This is a genomic window from Corynebacterium kefirresidentii, from assembly GCF_016599755.1.
GTDB lineage: Bacteria > Actinomycetota > Actinomycetes > Mycobacteriales > Mycobacteriaceae > Corynebacterium > Corynebacterium kefirresidentii.
This window is the reverse complement of record NZ_CP067012.1, coordinates 1,153,122-1,168,860: the sequence shown is the minus strand read 5'-3', so window position 1 is coordinate 1,168,860 and position 15,739 is coordinate 1,153,122. Positions and strand designations below refer to the sequence as shown.

Sequence of the window (15,739 nt, the reverse complement as noted above, 5' to 3'; positions counted from 1 at the left end):
TCGCCTCAAGCTAGGCGAAGGATGCCATGGTTTCTACCACTGCAGTACGGGCGGCATCAGGGCTTTCCGCATCCAATGCCACCTCAGCGAGCTGTTGGCACTGTTCCAAGGTAATTTCTGCCAACTGTGCGCCTACGCCTGCTACTGCAGTAGACGCTGCGGACAGCGAATTCACGCCCAAGCCCGTAAGCACGCAGGCCAGCATGGGGTCGGCCGCTGCTTCTCCGCATACGCCTACCGCAACGTTATTGGCCTGGCCCACAATGCAGGTGTGCTGGATAAGTCGCAGCACGGCCGGCTGCCACGGGTCGGTCAGGTAGGCCAACTGCGGGGACAGACGGTCTGCAGCCATCGTGTACTGAGTCAGGTCATTGGTGCCGATGGATACGAAGTCGAGGTGCGGCATGATTTTATCCGCCATAAGCGCTGCGGCGGGAACCTCAATCATAGCGCCAGCAGTCAGGCCGCGTTCACGACACAAGTTGGCAAACCACTGCGCTTCGGTAGAAGTGGCAACCATGGGAGCCATCACCCACGTAGAGGCTTTATCATCACGGGCTTCGGCAGCCTGCGCAATTGCATCAAGCTGCCGGGTCAGCAAAGCTTCATTGTCGCGCGCGATACGCAGACCGCGAACGCCCAATGCCGGGTTTTCCTCAGAGCTTAGCGTGGCATAGGAAATTGGCTTATCGGAGCCTGCGTCCAATGTGCGCACAACAACCTTGGATTCGGGGAAGGCCTTGAAAACCTTTCCGTAGATCTTTGCTTGTTCCTCCACGCTGGGCTCTTCGCTGGCCGAAAGGAAGGACAACTCCGTGCGATACAGGCCGATGCCTTCTGCCTGAGACTCCGAAGCGATGCGGGCGGCATTGCCATCAGCAACATTTGCCAGCAGCTGCACGCTGTGACCGTCCTTGGTCTTAGCTGGTCCGCGCCACTGAGCAACGCGTGCTGCACGCTCACGGTATTCAGCGACGGCCTTGGTGGAGGTCTCCGCATCAGCACCACAAGTCACGGTTCCTACTGCGCCATCGACAAATACCAGCGTGCCGCTTTCAATGTCGCCAAGCGAAGCGCCCACCGCCACGATGCACGGAATGTCCAATTGGCGTGCGATGATGGCCGTATGGCTAGTGGGGCCACCGAGCTCCGTAACAAGGGCTTTAATGTGTTTGGTATCTAGCGTTGCGGTATCGGCCGGGGCCAAATCATCTGCAAACAAGACGGCCTCGCCATCTACCAAAGGGAGGCCTGGCTCATCCTCACCACGTAGCTCAGCGATGACGCGGTCGCGTACGTCCTTCAAGTCGGTCGTGCGCTCGGCCATCACGCCACCAGCGGCTTCGAACATGGTGACAAACTTGTCAGTCGCGCCAACGGTGGCAAATTCCGCATTCCTACCGGTGCGGATATTCTTGCGCACTGTTTTGTGCCAGCCACGGTCTTTGACCATACCGGCGGTTGCAGTGAGAACCTCGGCCGCTTGGCCCTCTGCGGCTGCCGCGCGCTTCTCCAATCGATTAGCAACCGTATCTACGGCCGCAAGAAAGCGGTTGTACTCGGATTCACTCGCTTGCTCTGGGTCAATGCTTCCCTCGGTAGGCAGGGCCGGGCGAGGGCGGACCCACACGGCTTCGGCGTAGGCGACTCCGGCAACGACACCGGTGCCTTTGATTGTGGACTCAGACGCGTTTTCCATGAGCGTACTTCCTTCGAAGATAGCGGTTATTGACTTCCAGAACACCACAAAACGGATAGAAAAGCAATGTATACCACAGTTTTCTGTTGACTTTCGGACACATTCGGACAAGAATCAACATTAAGGGCGGGCCATTCCCAAAGGTTCTCTCCAGCGGCGTTCGGCCCCAATATATAACCTGCGAAAGGGACAACTTGATTCTCACGCTGACCCCCAATCCCAGTATCGACGCCACCCTCGTACTCAGCGGGCCTTTAACTTCCGGTGATGTCCACCGTGCCAGCGAGGTCACACAGGTTGCAGGCGGCAAGGGCGTAAACGTCACCCATGCCGTGCACCTAGCCGGCGAGCAAACCCTGGCACTTTTTCCGTCCCACGACTCCGATTCCTTCCTGAATCTCATCCACGCGGCCGGATTGCCTTCTTCGGCTACTGCTATGGACGGCTCCATTCGCGTCAACACCACCATCACCGAGCCCGACGGCACCACCACCAAGGTCAACGGCCCAGGCCCCGTGCTTTCCGACGCCGATGCCCAAGCCATTACCTCCACCCTCACCGCCCGCGCCCTCGCGGCCGACTGGGTGGTGCTAGCCGGTTCCTTGCCGCGCGGCGTGGACACCGATTGGTATTGCGAGCTCATCTCCGCTATCCGTGCGGCCGCACCACAGGCCCGCATCGCGGTAGATACCTCCGATGCTCCGATGCTGGCCATCGGGAAAAATCTCGAGTCTTCGGCACCCGATCTTATAAAGCCCAATGGTCTAGAGCTCGGCCAACTCACCGGCACCGACGGCCGCGAGCTGGAAGCACAAGCTGCACGCGGTGACTATTCGGGAGTGGTTAGCGCGGCACGCGACGTCGTCAAGCGAGGCATCGCAGAAGTGCTCGTCACCCTCGGTGGCGCCGGTGCCGTACTGGTTACGGCTGAAGGAGCATGGGCTGCCACTCCCCCTCCAGCCACCGTGAAATCCACCGTAGGTGCTGGAGACGCAGCGCTCGCCGGATACCTTCTCGGCCGCACCGCTGGTAAATCTCCGGCCGCAAGCCTTGCCCGATCCGTGGCCTACGGGACCGCGGCTGCATCCAAGCAAGGCACGCAATTTCCTCGTCCTGAAGAAATAGATATCGCTAATACCACCGTTAACTCGCTAGCCTAAGGAGCGCCCCAAAATGGCTTCCGAACTCATTACTACGGAACTTGTCGCCCTTGACGCCGACTTTGGCGACAGTGTTGACTCCGTCATTACCAACCTAGCCACGCTAGTCCACGACACCGGCCGAGCCACCGACGTCGCCGGATTGGCCCAACCCGCCATCGACCGCGAGGCTAAAGCCGGCACCGGCGTACCCGGCGGTGTTGCCATCCCGCACTGCCGTTCCGAGGCTGTCACCGAACCAACCCTCGCATTCGCCCGCCTAGGCCGCGGTGTAGATTTCTCCGGCCCTGATGGAGACGCCCAGTTGGTCTTCCTCATCGCCGCTCCGGCCGGTGGCGGCAAGGCTCACCTAAAGATTTTGTCCAAGCTAGCCCGCGCCCTTGTCCGAAAAGACTTCCTCGAGGCACTGCGCAGCGCCCCCACCAAGGAAGAAATCGTTCGCCTTGTCTTGGATGTAGTCAACGCAGAAAAGCCAAAGAAGAAACCGGCCACCGAGTCGACTGCCCCCGCCGCTGGTGCCGCCGGTACAGGCTCCTCCGCCGCCTCCAACGGCTCGTCCTCGGCCGCGACCCCAACTACCGCGGATTCTTCGGACAACGTCACCCGCATCGTGGCCATCACCGCCTGCCCTACCGGCATCGCCCACACCTACATGGCGGCCGACGCCCTCACACAGACCGCGGCCGAACGCGATGACGTAGCGCTGACCGTAGAAACGCAAGGTTCGTCGAATAATGAGTCCGTCTCCCAAGCCGCCATCGATGCGGCCGATGCGGTCATCTTCGCCACGGACGTTGGCGTACGCGACCGGGAGCGATTCGCTGGCAAGCCGGTAATTGAGTCTGGTGTCAAGCGCGCTATCAACGAGCCTGGCACCATGCTCGACGAGGCCGTCGCCGCCGCCCGAAACCCCCACGCGCACAAGGTATCCGGCACCGCTACCCGGGCCGATGCAGAAGAAGAGGGAAAGTCTCTCGGTTGGGGCAAGCGCATCCAGCAGGCCATCATGACCGGCGTATCCTATATGGTTCCATTCGTCGCGGCCGGTGGTCTTCTGCTTGCCCTTGGCTTCCTTTTTGGCGGCGCCGATATGGCAAACGGTTGGCAGGCATTGTCAACGGACTTTTCACTAGGCAATCTTCCTGGTCATGACGTAACCGTGGACGGCGAACTTATGCATTTCGAGCGCTCCGGGTTCTTGCTGTATCTCGGTGCTGTTCTTTTCGCCATTGGCCAAGCAGCGATGGGCTTTATCGTTGCTGCTCTTTCCGGTTATATCGCTTACGCGCTCGCCGGCCGTCCAGGCATCGCCCCAGGCTTCGCGGGCGGCGCGATCGCGGTTACCCTAGGTGCTGGTTTTATCGGTGGCCTGGTAACTGGTCTTCTGGCGGGCTTCGTCGCTTTGTGGATTGGCAATTGGAAGGTACCACGCTGGCTGGGCTCGCTTATGCCAGTTGTCATCATCCCACTACTGACCTCGCTCGTCGTCGGCCTTGCGATGTACCTACTGCTGGGCGCACCGCTGGCAGCCATCATGGATGGCCTGCAGGATTGGCTTTCGTCGATGTCCGGTTCCTCGGCCGTGCTCCTAGGAATCATCCTCGGCTTGATGATGTGCTTTGATTTGGGCGGCCCTGTCAATAAGGCGGCTTATCTCTTCGCTACGGCCGGACTTTCTACCGGCGACGAGTCCTCCATGCAGATCATGGCCGCGGTTATGGCCTCCGGCATGGTTGCACCGATTGCGCTCTCCCTGGCCACGTTCATCCGCAAGTCGCTGTTTACTCCGGCCGAGCAGGAAAACGGCAAGTCCGCTTGGTTGCTGGGCCTGTCCTTCGTCTCGGAGGGTGCCATCCCGTTCGCCGCGGCCGACCCCTTCCGCGTTATCCCTTCGATGATGGCCGGCGGCGCGGTGACAGGCGCGGTTTCGATGGCCTTGTCGGTCGGCTCCCGAGCTCCACACGGCGGTGTGTTCGTCCTCTTCGCCATCGACCCGTTCTGGGGCTATCTCGTCGCTATCGCGGCCGGTGTGGTTGTCTCGACCGCAGCGGTGCTGGCAATGAAGCAGTTCTGGCCTAGTAAAGCCGTCGAAGAAGCTGCTCAGAACGTGGCGGCATAAACCAAACACTCGTACACTGGATTGCAACAATCCCCATAAGAAAGGATCTTTTCCATGGCTTCCAAGACTGTAAAGGTAGGTTCCTCTGTAGGCCTGCACGCACGTCCCGCCTCCATTATCGCGGACGCAGCTGGCGAGTTCGACGAAGACATCTTCCTCAACCTCGTTGGCGATGACGATGAAGATGAGACCGATGCGGCCTCTTCTTTGATGATTATGGCTCTTGGCGCAGAACAGGGCGATGAGGTTACTGTTACTTCCGACAACGAAGAAGCGGTAGAAAAGATTGCTGCCCTCATCGAAAAGGACCTAGACGCTTCCTAAGCCCTAAAACGGTTCGCTTTAAAGCTCCCCGCCTGTGTGGTGGGGAGCTTTTCGCTTGCCGACGCCACCTATCCCCACGGTGGCACCCAGCTCACCTGCCCGTTTATCCGGGCCAGCCGTCCTCTGCGAGGTGGGGCATTGGGGGCATCGTCATTGACTCCATTATGGTAGGGACAACAAGTCGCGAGGTTGCTAATTGGTGGATTGGTGTAAACCCTTGTGGGGGTAGCACCTGTCCTGCCCGTCCCCGCCGCCAAAGGGTGCAAACATGCAGGTGGGAAATGCGATTTAAGGCGTTGAATGAGCGCCGGTGGTGTGTTGGTAGGGGCTAACGCCTCTCAAGGCCGCGTAGAACACCGCCTAGACATAGAACACCGCCCCGGCACTCGCACATTGAGCACCGGGGCGGTGAGGTCTTGACATGATAGTTGGCTAACCAACTACGCCCTTAACTTATCAGTAATCAAAGCCGGGCAGGCCGAACGTGCCTGTGACGTAGTAGTTCGTGTCTCGGTTATCTGCGGTCTTAATTCCCGCTACGCCGCTGCCCCCATTGGCGATACGGGCGCCGATAGCGTCGAGGTCGTCCTCTTGCCCGGCCTCGTCGAGGTGGTAGGCACCGGGGCCGGGGCGGGATTCGTCTAGCCGCCATGGCCGAGACTCCTCTGCTTCATCGGCGGGGTCGTCTTGTTGGTAGCTCACCACCTCCCCGTGGGTGGGGTTGTAGACGCGGTGGCCGAGGGCGTCCAATTCATCATTGTGGCCATAGACACGGCCGCCTAGTTGTGCCGAGTCTGTTTCGTCACAGCGACCATAAATGCGGGCGCCAAGTTGTCCTGTCTCGGTGTTGGTGCTGCGCCCATAGACGCGAGCGCCAATCTCGGTTAGTTCATCTCTGTAGGCCATTAGCTGTGTTTCCTTTCTCTTTCTTGCCCGGCGTTGATGTATTGGGCACAGACCCGCCTGCCAATTTCAGCCCGGTAGGCCTTTCGCCGTGCAATGAAGATGTCAAAGTCACGTTCATGCCGGGCGAAAAAATGGCCGGGGTGCCCACTCAAGTTGTCGATATAGCGCTTGGTAAGACCGCCATAGCTTCGCCCCGGTTTGAGCGCCTTCAACACGTCTGCCACTTCAACTCGGGAGGGCATGTCAGGGCCCCCTGCAACCCGGCGGGATAGTTCACGGCACCCCACGACCTCTCGAGGCCCAATATGACTACGGGCCGCGGCTGCCACACGTGCCACATATTGCCTGTGCTGTTTTATACGCGATTGCTTAACGTGGGCGTTCTTTCCCTCTTTATCCCACGCCGCTAGGGCCTTAGCGTCCTCGTCGTCTACAGGCAGCCCCATAGCTTTGTGAGCTAAGGCCCTCTGCCATGAGCCATGCGGGTGGCACGGCCATACGTTCAGGTCGAGGCCGTCCATGGCATTTAGTTCTCGTAGGGGTCGTCTACAGCGTCAAGGTCATAGTCGTCGGCGTTGTCGGTCTTGTACTCAAACACCGTCGGGTTGTATTTCTTGAGCGCCGCTAGTGACTCCTCGGGGGTGGCCATGCCATAACGGGTTGCGTCGCTGTGCCAGCCTTTTCCACGATAGGGGTCGCCAACAGTGCGCCTACGGTAGTCAAACCACGCGTCAACTGCATTAATAGCGCTAATGCGGTGCTCAAGCTCAGGCAGGTCGTCGCCAAGCGGATCGGCAAGCGGCGCGATATGTCCAAGCCCCTTGCACACCGCCTCAATTTCATACATGCCAAGCGCGCGTAGTGCACACGTCTGGGCGTCGAACATCAGGGCAGTGGAGCGCGCCCGGTTGCTAGTCATTTCTTCCAAGCGGTTGAACACGTCACGCTCGGGGTTAGGCGTATCGCTTACATCATGGAAAGCCATAGCGCGGGCTAGTGGGGTGTGTGCCCCGTTTTCATCGTCCACTATCTTCCATACTCGGGCAAACCTGCGATACGCCGTGATAGTGGCCTCGGGCGTGGTAGCCGGGTCGATTAGGTTGAGCACGTCCTTGGCAACGCCAGTGCTACCACCCGCGCGGATAGCGGCCTCACGGGCGTTGTCGTCTAGTGCTTCCAAGGCCTCGGTGTATTCCGTTGCCAGATTGTCGAACCATGCACGCACGTCAGGCTTGCACGATTCAATGAGCGCCTCGGTGGAATAGTCAGGCTTGTCATATTTTGCAATAAGGCCATTCAAGACGTGCTTGCGCGCTGTAGCTAGGCGGCGGGCCTCGGGAGTTGAGGCAACCTGCGGGCGCCACTCATGGCCCCACGAGGTCTTAACCGATACTGGCACAGTGGTGTTTTCGGTAGGGGTTGGGGAAAGAATGAGCTCGTCTAGGTCTTTGAAACTAGCCCTGTTGAGCTTCACCCACTTGGCGGCCGCGGCCTGTAGCTTGTCGTCGCTTGCCTTATTGGCGTAGTGGTCGTCAAAGTCGGCCATGCGGGCGGAAATTTTTTCGTCCGCTCGTGCCATAGCCTCGGCGGCGGCCGGGCGGGCACCCGTCATGCCTAGCGCGGCCGATACAGCGGCAACGCGATTAGAAAAATGCGTAACTGGCTCGGTAGCCATAGTGTCAATGTCCTTTACTCGTTAAGAAACGGTTGTTGGTCATGGCACTTTGGGTCGGGTCGGGTCGGTATCGGGGCGCACCACTTGCCTTTTATTGTGAGCTGCATTAGCGGCGTTGGCAAGAATTGAAAAGGTACTATCCATGCTGGAAATGGGTACCTTTTCGGCATTGTCCAAGGTTAAATAACATGACTGTGTTTATGTCGCTGGCACGACCGGGGGTAGCTAATGGGGGTATTTCACAGTCATGGCGTCAAGACAGGCACCGCGGGTAGAGGTACTACGCACCGCGGCGCGGCGTGTCTGCATAGCAAAATACGCTTGGGCAGCGGCCACCTCGGGCTTATTCGGGTCGCCGTTCATGGCTACAAGGTAGGCGGCCATGCGGTCAAGGTGTACGTCTTTTCGCTCGGTGGTGCCGCCTTGCAAGCGTGGTTTGACCTCACAGACGTCTGTGAACTGGCTGGTCAAGCCGATATTTTCGGCCGTCTTGCGTGCTCGGCCAATAGCGCTCATGTTGAACGTCTGCCAAGCGTTGCGGTGCGTGTACCCCATGAGCGGCATGAGGTCACGGGCAGACCAATAGGCATTGCCCTCGGCGTCGGTGCGTGCGATTTGGTCAAACGGGCTTGGGTTGGACAGTACCGCGTCGGTGGTGCGAACGCGCTGTGTGCCTCTCTCGCGCCTTGTAGGGGCGCGGCTGGATAAAAGTTATACCGCCAAGGCGTGAAAGGCCGTCCATGGCCACGTGAGGCGTTGATTTCGCGCTGTTTGGCCCTCGGCGCGGTCTACCAGTCCAACAAAGTGGGTGGATTAGGCCCGCGGCGGGAACGCCGCCCGTCGCCTCGAGCGGAATTGCACGAGCGGTGCGCGGGTTTTACCTCTCCCATGAGGTCACCGCCTTGGCTAAGGGGTACAAGGTGGTCGAGGGTGAACGCCCGGCCGTGCGTTGGCGGCAAGTTCATGTCGATAGCGCCACCGCACAACCAGCACACAGCCAAAGCCGGGTCGCGCTCAAGTTTGCGCCTCCACATGGTGACCTTTTTGCGCCATGAGTGGGAAAAGGCATAGGGGGCGTTGGTCTTATCGCGCTTTTTGCGGGGTGTCTGTGGGCTAGTCACGGCTGTTGTTCCTTTCGCGTTGGTGCTCTACGGCCATTTTATGCACGTTTTATACACTGCATGAGGGGGTTTATTGTGTATCGGTTCCGAGCATTTGGGTTACGCGGTACAAAAGTCTGTATACCGGGGAGATAGAGAGGCCGGGGCCGAGGGGAGACACCCCCCACCCCGGCAAGGGGCCGGAGACTAGGCCAATGGAAATTATACGCGAGGTTTCCAATTATTCATTTCCATTTTTCATTGGCGTTGCTCACTACGCGCGGCCGCGGCGCGAGACATGTTCACACAGCGGAAGCAATGAGTTGTCCACAGCCTTGAGGTGTCCACAGCCTTGCTTGGTTTCGTCTCGTCTCGGCTCATTGGTCTCGACTTGACTCCCCTGTTTTCTTTGTCTTGCACCATGTCCACACCGCCATAGCACCGTGGTGTGCGCCTTAAAAGGCGCACTGCACCAAGGCGTTGCTAGGTCAAAAGGGTTGTGCACTTTCACTATTCTGCACCCTCGTTTTGAATTGAGCGTTAAGCGGTGTGAGCTGCGTATATAGGGGGTAAAATGTGGTGCAAGTGGTCTAGCACTTGGGCGAAAGTGTACCAAAAATGCACCGGTGCAAAAGTGGGGCACCTGCTCCCTCGTGGTGCACCACTTTTGCGGACAAACTAGGGGGTGTCTTGGTTGGCCTCGGGGTCGTCTGCCGGGGCTTGTAGGCGGTGGAGCAACCCGGCCATAGCCTCGGTGAAAACGTCCGTATTGGCTTTGATTCTTGCGCCATTGCCGCCAAGCGCAATGATGGGCTTAGCCTTGTCTTTTCCGCCGCTTGCCCTGTTGAGGCGTTGGGTAAAGTTGCGCTTGAGGCCGTCAAAGAACTGCGGCGCGTCCTCCTTTAGCCGTGTGCGTAGTTCCTTGGTTGTCATGGCCTCACCTTGGCCGAGGTGTGCCAGCAACACCGCTATAGTTTCCGGTTGGCTAAGCCCGGCCGCGTTAACGGCTTGGTCAATGTCGCCCGCTTCGGCGGCAAGCACCTTGGCGGTCTCTCGTTTCTCCCACGCTTGAGCTGTGGCCGGGTTTTCAATTCCGGCGGTAATGGCGTTGTCATTCTTGCCAAAGACGTTGCCGCGCTCCCATACAAAATGACCGAAAAGGTGCCCCTCGCTGGTTAGCTCACTTTCCAGCACCACGGCGTCGTTGCGGTCTTTCGTGACATACAGCGCAAGGCGGTGTTTGTTGGGGTCATCGGTGTCGATAGCGTCGGCACGAAACGACGCGCCGGTGACACGTGCCAGCTTTTGCCCCGCGCCCATGGCGTAGCGTCGGTTGCCTGCTGCCTTGGTCACGTGGTCAACCATGAGCACGGCCGCGCCGCTATGGTCCGCTATAAACTCGGGAAGTTCGCGGCAAAAAGCTACCGCGTCGTCATTGCTGTTGTTGTCATACCCGCCTGCGCTCATGGCGCTTGCCACGCCGTCGATAACGGCCAGCGTGTAAGGGTGCGCGCCAATAAGCTCGGTGAACTTGGTGTAAATGGCCTCGGCCATGGTGTTGCCGTCGTGGGGCGTGTGGGGGTGCTCCAATGTGGCGCCGGGGTTAGCCGGGTCGCCCGTTGCGCCGCGGTAGGTCAAGCGCTCACGCATGGCGGCAACGGGCACACCGAGGTTGTAAAGGCGCTGCGCTACCTGCCTAAAGTTACTTTCGTAGTCTAGGTACAGAACGTGCCCGCCGCGCTTGAGTTGCTCGGCACAGGAAAATTGGGCAACCCATGATTTACCGACGCCGGGTTCGCCAAAGACCGTGTGCGTGCAGCCGGGGTAGAACATACCAACATTGTCGTTACGGTAAACAAGATCGGCAGTCGGCGGCTCCAAAGTACCGTTGTCAAGCATGGCGAGCACGTCGTTGTAAGCGTCCTCGTTTCCCTGCCAACCGTCGCCGGGCGTGATTCCAAGGCGTACGGCGCGCTGTTCAATGCGCTCTTGCTCGGCGGCCTCACGTGCCTCAAGGCGTGCGCGCTCGCGCTTGGTGGCCTCTACCCGTTCCCGTGCTAGGTCGTCGTCAAGCATTCCGCGACCGAACTCGTCGGGGGTCATGCCTTGTACGGCGGAAAATAGGGTTAAAGCGTCAACCCGCTCCCCGACCTCAAAGCGGATTACTTTTCCGGTCTTGGCAGCGGTAAAGCCGATAGGGGCAAGAACGTCATAACCGCCATAAGGGCTTTGACTTAGTGTTTGTTCGTCACTTTCGGGCGGGACAAGGGCGCTGCGGTAGGTTCCATCTTCCAACACGTCCGTTCGGCTCTCGAAACCAATATTTTGTAAGGCCTTTTGGAGTTCCGGACGTAGCTTCGAGTTGAGCGCTTGGCGTTCATGCTCGGTGAGCTTTCGCACTTTGTCGTGCTGTGCGGACTGTGCGGACTCAAAATTATGGGTTACCATAGTAACTGTCACTTTCTTTGTTGTTGGTGGTGGCATGGTGGCCCTCGCTGTGAGTCCTTTCGGCGGGGGTCTTTTCCATGCACTCTTGCTGGTTAATGATCTGCACCACGTCTAGGGCGGCCGGGCTAAACATGGTTGGCGTGTGCTCGTTTATGGGGCGCCCGCCTAGGCGCTTGGCCTCTCGCGGGGTGGTGAGGTAGCCGACAGGGCGCCACGTGCCGCGCGGCGTAACCACCGGGTTAACGTTGGGTAAACGCTTGGGAAACTCGGGGTTGTGCTCCCACAGGTGATTTTTGAACCGGCGGCCGCCAAGCCAGCGGCGTACGTCTCCATAACCACAGCTCGTTGGCAGCTCAAGGCCTATAGCGCGATAAGTTCCATCGGACTTGCCGAGCACCTTAAAGCGGTCAAAGCCTATGCCCGTGCCGTCGTGGGTCGTGACGTAGGTGCCGGGCATGAGATACAGCGGAATAAGCTCGGTCACCTAGACCACCGCCTTATTGGCCCGGTAAATGGAGGTCAAGCGGTCTAGGCGCTCGGGGCTTAAGGCAGGCGCGCGGCGGGCCTCGTGGGCAGCCTTGAGAGTGTCCACCGTGGCGAAAGAAAGACGGATATATTCCGCGCGCTGCGTAGGCGTCATTGCGGGTGCGGTCATGTCTTATGCACCCGCCTTGGCGAGTGGTGCCCATTCCCATACCCATGGGTCGATTGGCTCGTCAGACCCGGCGTACTCAACCACGGCCTCAAGGTCTGTCCATGTGACCGGTCGGCCGGGGCGAGTCTTAGCAAAGTAGCCAATTCCCACCAAAACCGGCATGAAGTCGTAAACGGAATCGAAATAGCGTTCCGTTTCGTCGCGGTCGTCAGACTTGAGGGTGACACAGAACTTTCGGGTCGTGTCGTCACCGCCGCGGGCGCTCTCAATGTCCACGCTAGTAACCAAACACTTGGGGTCGCCGTGGTCGATGACTCCTACAAGGTGTTTGTCAGTACAGGAGTGCGCCAATGGTTCGCCGCAGTAGCGGATTATTGGCACGCGAAGCCACTGCAAGACTTCGATAGCCTCACACACAAGGTCATTAGTGCGGTCGGAATGGTCATAGTGCCTACGCACGTGTTCAAACACCATGCCAGTGAGTGCACGCACTTGTTCACCGGGGTGCATACCTTCAAAGAAATTAGGTGCGGTCACGGCTATGCACCCGCCTTAGACAAAATGGCGGCTACATCGTCAATGTGAGCTTCGGTGAGGGCAGGCGCCTCGGCCATGATTTTGCGGGCGTACTCACTGATTCGGCACGCGGCTAGGTCTTGTTCCAGCTCGGTGGTGTCAGTGTCTGGGTGCCAGCGCTTTTGCGCGATAAGACGCCCTGTCAGGCGTTGAACGGGTGATTTTGTGGGGGCCATTTTCGGCATACCTTTCACACCTCTCTCGGGAGAGAGGTTATAAGGCCACCGTTTAGGCAGGGTATGGAGGCTCCCCGCGGCTTAATGTGGTGAATACCGTGTACCCACTCTCTAAGGTGGGGTTGGCTCGTTTAGTGGACCACGCCGATAAAGTTGTGCTTGTATTATAACTTGTAGTCGATTATAACTCAACCGAGGGGGTGCCCCCATTGAGATAATCGCCCCACCACTGCTCAAGCTGTGCCCCGCTCACTGTGTGTACGCGGTGGCATTTGGTGCACTCAATACGCTGCGTTTCAACCGTCCGTGGGAAAGACCCCGTCGTCGTGGACTCAACAACCACAGCGTTGCGCACTGCCATGGTGAACGTGCCCCCAAGCCCACGGTTGTCATGTGCAGATTGCTTAAGCCACATGAGGTTGGATACCGGCCGCGGCGCCCCCTGTGGCGTAGGCCGACACTTACATTTAATTTTCAGTACGCGAGAGGCCATGGCTACACCTTCCAATCTACGGTGACGTATTCGGGGTTGAACTTAGATTGCGGGCCGCCGGTGTGCTCTATGGTGATAGTCATTAGCGCCCGGATAAGTTCGCGCTTTAGCTCGAGCGTGGCTGTTGCCCACCACGCGCGAACGTCTGTCACCCCGGCCACCTCGGATAAGACACCGCCCGCGCCTGCCAGCTCTACAAGCTCGGCGTCGATAGCCTCAAGCTGGTCTGTTAACGCTTTGTTCATACGGCCAAACTGGTCCATGCTTACATTTCCTAGTGTGGCCTGTTGCTCAAGGTCGGCCATACGCCCGCGCACCATATCGCGTGTTGCTGTCAGCTCGGCGCGGCGGTCCGTATCCACACCGGCGGCTAAGTCCCCGATAATGTCTGCTTGATAAAGCCGGGCAAGGACAAGGTCGGTAATATAGCGCTCCAGCGGCTCGGCTATACGGGTTGGGTGCCCGCCACCGCGTCCCTTGCACCAATAGACACGCTTGGGCTGTCCCTCGCCTTTTTTCTTGTACCACTTTTTACGGCAGGACATGGGCGCGCCACACTTGCCACACAGCGCAATTCCGCTAAGCAAGTGTTGCGGGGCGTTGCCTACACGGTTGGTCGTGCGAGCCGGGTTGGTCAGATGTGCCCACAATGCCTGCCATACCTCGGGGTCGAGCACCGGCTCCCAATTGCCGCGGCCAATGATTCCGAGCTTGTCCCACGCGCTCAACTTCTCCCACTCGGCGGCGGTGTAATCCTTTTTCTTTAACCCGTAATGCGTAAACCCGCCCATTGTTGGCGTTAGCAAGCTTTTGCGTAAGTTCTGTGCATTGGGGCGCCCGCCGCTGGTTGTGGTAACGCCTTTTTCTTCCCATTCACGGGCAATGCGGCGTAGGGACTCCCCTGCCAAGATACGGGTTGCCGCGTCACGTACAAGGGCCGCCTCGGTGGGGTGAGGCTCACCGCTGCGGGTGTATCCAAACAGCCGGTTGGGCTTGGTGGGATAGTCCCCACGGCTGCGGTGCTGTGCAAAGGCCGCGGCTACACGGGTGGACTTAATCGCACTTTCCCACTGGCTCACACCCGACAACATGGTGCTAATAAGGTCGGCGTTGGGGTCGTCTAGGGCTTGCTCGCCGCCATTGACGTAGATAAGGCGGCAATGCGTGTTCTTAAGCGTGGCCTTGAATAGTTCGTACTCACCCACATTGCGGCTAATCCGGTCGGGTGCGAACGATAGCACCGCGCCTATCTTGCGTGCTTTAACGTCGGCTAAAAGGTTAATGAAGCCGGGGCGGTCTTTCCCTGAGTAGGCCGAAATTGAGTTATCGGAATATACGCGGGAGACCTCAAGGCCGTGCTCGGCGGCCAATTTACGGCACATTTCTTCTTGGCGCTCAACACCGGCGCCGTCGTGCTTGTCTAGGGAAATGCGCACGTAGATACCGGCGGGCAGCGTTGTGGTGGTGGTGGTCTTTGTGGTCATATAGATAGTTGTACACCAATTCACCCATGAGCTTCGCAGCGTTAGTCTCACCGCCGTGCTTCCACGCCTTCAGGTGGTGGACCTGGCATTCATCCGCGGGAAAATTACAGCTCTCCCACGGGCACACCGGGTTTAGCGCAGCCGCCATCAGCCGCTGCTTGTCGTTGGCTAGCCGCGAGGTTCGATAGAGGTTTACCGGCCCCTCGTGCGGGTGAACGAGTGTGACATAGCCGTGATCGCTTAGTGTCCGCGCCACGAGCTCCGCTCCCGTCATTTGAGCGCCATTGGTCAACTGCAGGGTAATTTCTTCGCCCCCACCGTCGACTATTCGGTCGAGCTCATCGAGGGTGAGCACTACCTGTGTCGTTACCGTCGTGCGTGCTGCATTCGCTTTCCCGAAAAAGAGGTCTTTGGCAGATTCCAGCGGCTTATTGGCATCCAATGCGGCGTGCATATCTGCTACATCGGCTGAATCCCCAGTAATGGTCAGCGACCACGGGCCGCCGGAACGACGGGTAATGCGCACGCCTTTTTCCGGTGTGCGGCGCGGGCGCAGCTCGCGGACCAAGGCCCGAGCACGCTTTTCTAGTGCTGTAGCGCTGCCGCGAAAGGCACACAGTTCGCAGCGTAGGCTCCAGGCATCTCGCTGCGTCGGCAAGCGCAGGGCGTATTTTTCAATGAGCAGCAGCACGTCGAGGGAATGAGTAGTCTGTCGCGCTGCTCGCTGTTTGGCAGAAAAGCCGCACTTGCCAAAGTAAGTATCGCACAGTCGTAGCAGGTCACGCGCGGCAATGTCGGAAGCACCTTGCGCGATGAGCTCGCGATCACTGAGCCCTTGAGCGGCGGCGACGATGTCCATTCCGGCGCTCATGGCGTCTAAGTATGCGTCCAATGCGGTCATGCCGCTGAGTTAAACAGCCCGCG

General features: G+C 58.9%; 16 protein-coding genes and 1 pseudogene. 3 read left to right on the top strand and 14 right to left on the bottom strand.

Features of this window, described 5'->3' with window-relative positions; translation table 11 throughout:
• Nucleotides 1-10: 10 nt before the first annotated feature.
• Complete coding sequence (gene ptsP, locus I6I12_RS05685; protein WP_200288962.1) at nucleotides 11-1,699, bottom strand: phosphoenolpyruvate--protein phosphotransferase; 1,689 nt, start codon at nucleotides 1,697-1,699, stop codon at nucleotides 11-13.
• Nucleotides 1,700-1,893: 194 nt separating this feature from the next.
• Between ptsP and I6I12_RS05680 the strand changes: the two genes are divergently transcribed.
• From I6I12_RS05680 to I6I12_RS05670, 3 genes are read left to right on the top strand one after another with little or no spacing between them, the layout of a single operon-like run.
• A complete protein-coding gene (locus I6I12_RS05680; RefSeq protein ID WP_200288961.1) occupies nucleotides 1,894-2,859 on the top strand; it encodes a 1-phosphofructokinase family hexose kinase in 966 nt (321 codons plus the stop codon).
• A gap of 13 nt (nucleotides 2,860-2,872) precedes the next feature.
• Nucleotides 2,873-4,978 (top strand): PTS fructose transporter subunit IIABC, encoded by a 2,106-nt coding sequence (locus I6I12_RS05675; protein WP_200288960.1) that lies wholly within the window; start codon nucleotides 2,873-2,875, stop codon nucleotides 4,976-4,978.
• Between the two features lie 54 nt (nucleotides 4,979-5,032).
• Nucleotides 5,033-5,302 (top strand): HPr family phosphocarrier protein, encoded by a 270-nt coding sequence (locus tag I6I12_RS05670; protein ID WP_023021375.1) that lies wholly within the window; start codon nucleotides 5,033-5,035, stop codon nucleotides 5,300-5,302.
• A 68-nt stretch (nucleotides 5,303-5,370) separates the two neighbouring features.
• Here I6I12_RS05670 and I6I12_RS11995 read toward each other — a convergent pair.
• The 13 genes and pseudogenes from I6I12_RS11995 to I6I12_RS05610 form a co-directional block, all read right to left on the bottom strand.
• A pseudogene (locus I6I12_RS11995) lies at nucleotides 5,371-5,499 on the bottom strand (HNH endonuclease signature motif containing protein); the annotation flags it as partial.
• A gap of 259 nt (nucleotides 5,500-5,758) precedes the next feature.
• Entirely contained in the window at nucleotides 5,759-6,208 is a 450-nt protein-coding gene (locus I6I12_RS05665) for a hypothetical protein (protein ID WP_200288959.1), read from the bottom strand.
• Entirely contained in the window at nucleotides 6,208-6,450 is a 243-nt protein-coding gene (locus I6I12_RS05660; protein WP_200288958.1) for a hypothetical protein, read from the bottom strand. Before I6I12_RS05660 ends, I6I12_RS05665 begins: the two co-directional genes overlap by 1 nt.
• A gap of 284 nt (nucleotides 6,451-6,734) precedes the next feature.
• Complete coding sequence (locus tag I6I12_RS05655; RefSeq protein WP_200288957.1) at nucleotides 6,735-7,883, bottom strand: hypothetical protein; 1,149 nt, start codon at nucleotides 7,881-7,883, stop codon at nucleotides 6,735-6,737.
• Nucleotides 7,884-8,108: 225 nt separating this feature from the next.
• Nucleotides 8,109-8,399: a hypothetical protein gene (locus I6I12_RS05650; protein ID WP_200288956.1), complete on the bottom strand. Its 291-nt coding sequence runs from the start codon at nucleotides 8,397-8,399 to the stop codon at nucleotides 8,109-8,111.
• A gap of 272 nt (nucleotides 8,400-8,671) precedes the next feature.
• Nucleotides 8,672-9,004 carry an HNH endonuclease gene (locus I6I12_RS05645; RefSeq protein ID WP_200288955.1) on the bottom strand — a complete coding sequence of 111 codons (333 nt, stop codon included), beginning with the start codon at nucleotides 9,002-9,004 and terminating at the stop codon, nucleotides 8,672-8,674.
• A 657-nt stretch (nucleotides 9,005-9,661) separates the two neighbouring features.
• Nucleotides 9,662-11,431: an AAA family ATPase gene (locus I6I12_RS05640; protein WP_200288954.1), complete on the bottom strand. Its 1,770-nt coding sequence runs from the start codon at nucleotides 11,429-11,431 to the stop codon at nucleotides 9,662-9,664.
• A complete protein-coding gene (locus I6I12_RS05635; protein ID WP_200288953.1) occupies nucleotides 11,418-11,915 on the bottom strand; it encodes a hypothetical protein in 498 nt (165 codons plus the stop codon). The genes I6I12_RS05640 and I6I12_RS05635 overlap by 14 nt, the downstream gene beginning before the upstream one ends.
• Nucleotides 11,916-12,086 (bottom strand): hypothetical protein, encoded by a 171-nt coding sequence (locus tag I6I12_RS05630; RefSeq protein WP_005328615.1) that lies wholly within the window; start codon nucleotides 12,084-12,086, stop codon nucleotides 11,916-11,918. It abuts the gene before it with no gap.
• 3 nt (nucleotides 12,087-12,089) lie between these two features.
• Complete coding sequence (locus I6I12_RS05625; protein WP_200288952.1) at nucleotides 12,090-12,623, bottom strand: hypothetical protein; 534 nt, start codon at nucleotides 12,621-12,623, stop codon at nucleotides 12,090-12,092.
• A gap of 2 nt (nucleotides 12,624-12,625) precedes the next feature.
• The gene (locus I6I12_RS05620) at nucleotides 12,626-12,838 is read right to left on the bottom strand and encodes a hypothetical protein (RefSeq protein ID WP_200288951.1); all 213 of its coding nucleotides are present in this window, start codon (nucleotides 12,836-12,838) and stop codon (nucleotides 12,626-12,628) included.
• Between the two features lie 495 nt (nucleotides 12,839-13,333).
• Nucleotides 13,334-14,815, bottom strand: a complete 1,482-nt coding sequence (locus tag I6I12_RS05615) for a recombinase family protein (protein ID WP_200288950.1) — start codon at nucleotides 14,813-14,815, stop codon at nucleotides 13,334-13,336.
• Complete coding sequence (locus tag I6I12_RS05610) at nucleotides 14,727-15,716, bottom strand: HNH endonuclease signature motif containing protein (RefSeq protein ID WP_234288183.1); 990 nt, start codon at nucleotides 15,714-15,716, stop codon at nucleotides 14,727-14,729. The genes I6I12_RS05615 and I6I12_RS05610 overlap by 89 nt, the downstream gene beginning before the upstream one ends.
• Nucleotides 15,717-15,739: the final 23 nt, after the last annotated feature.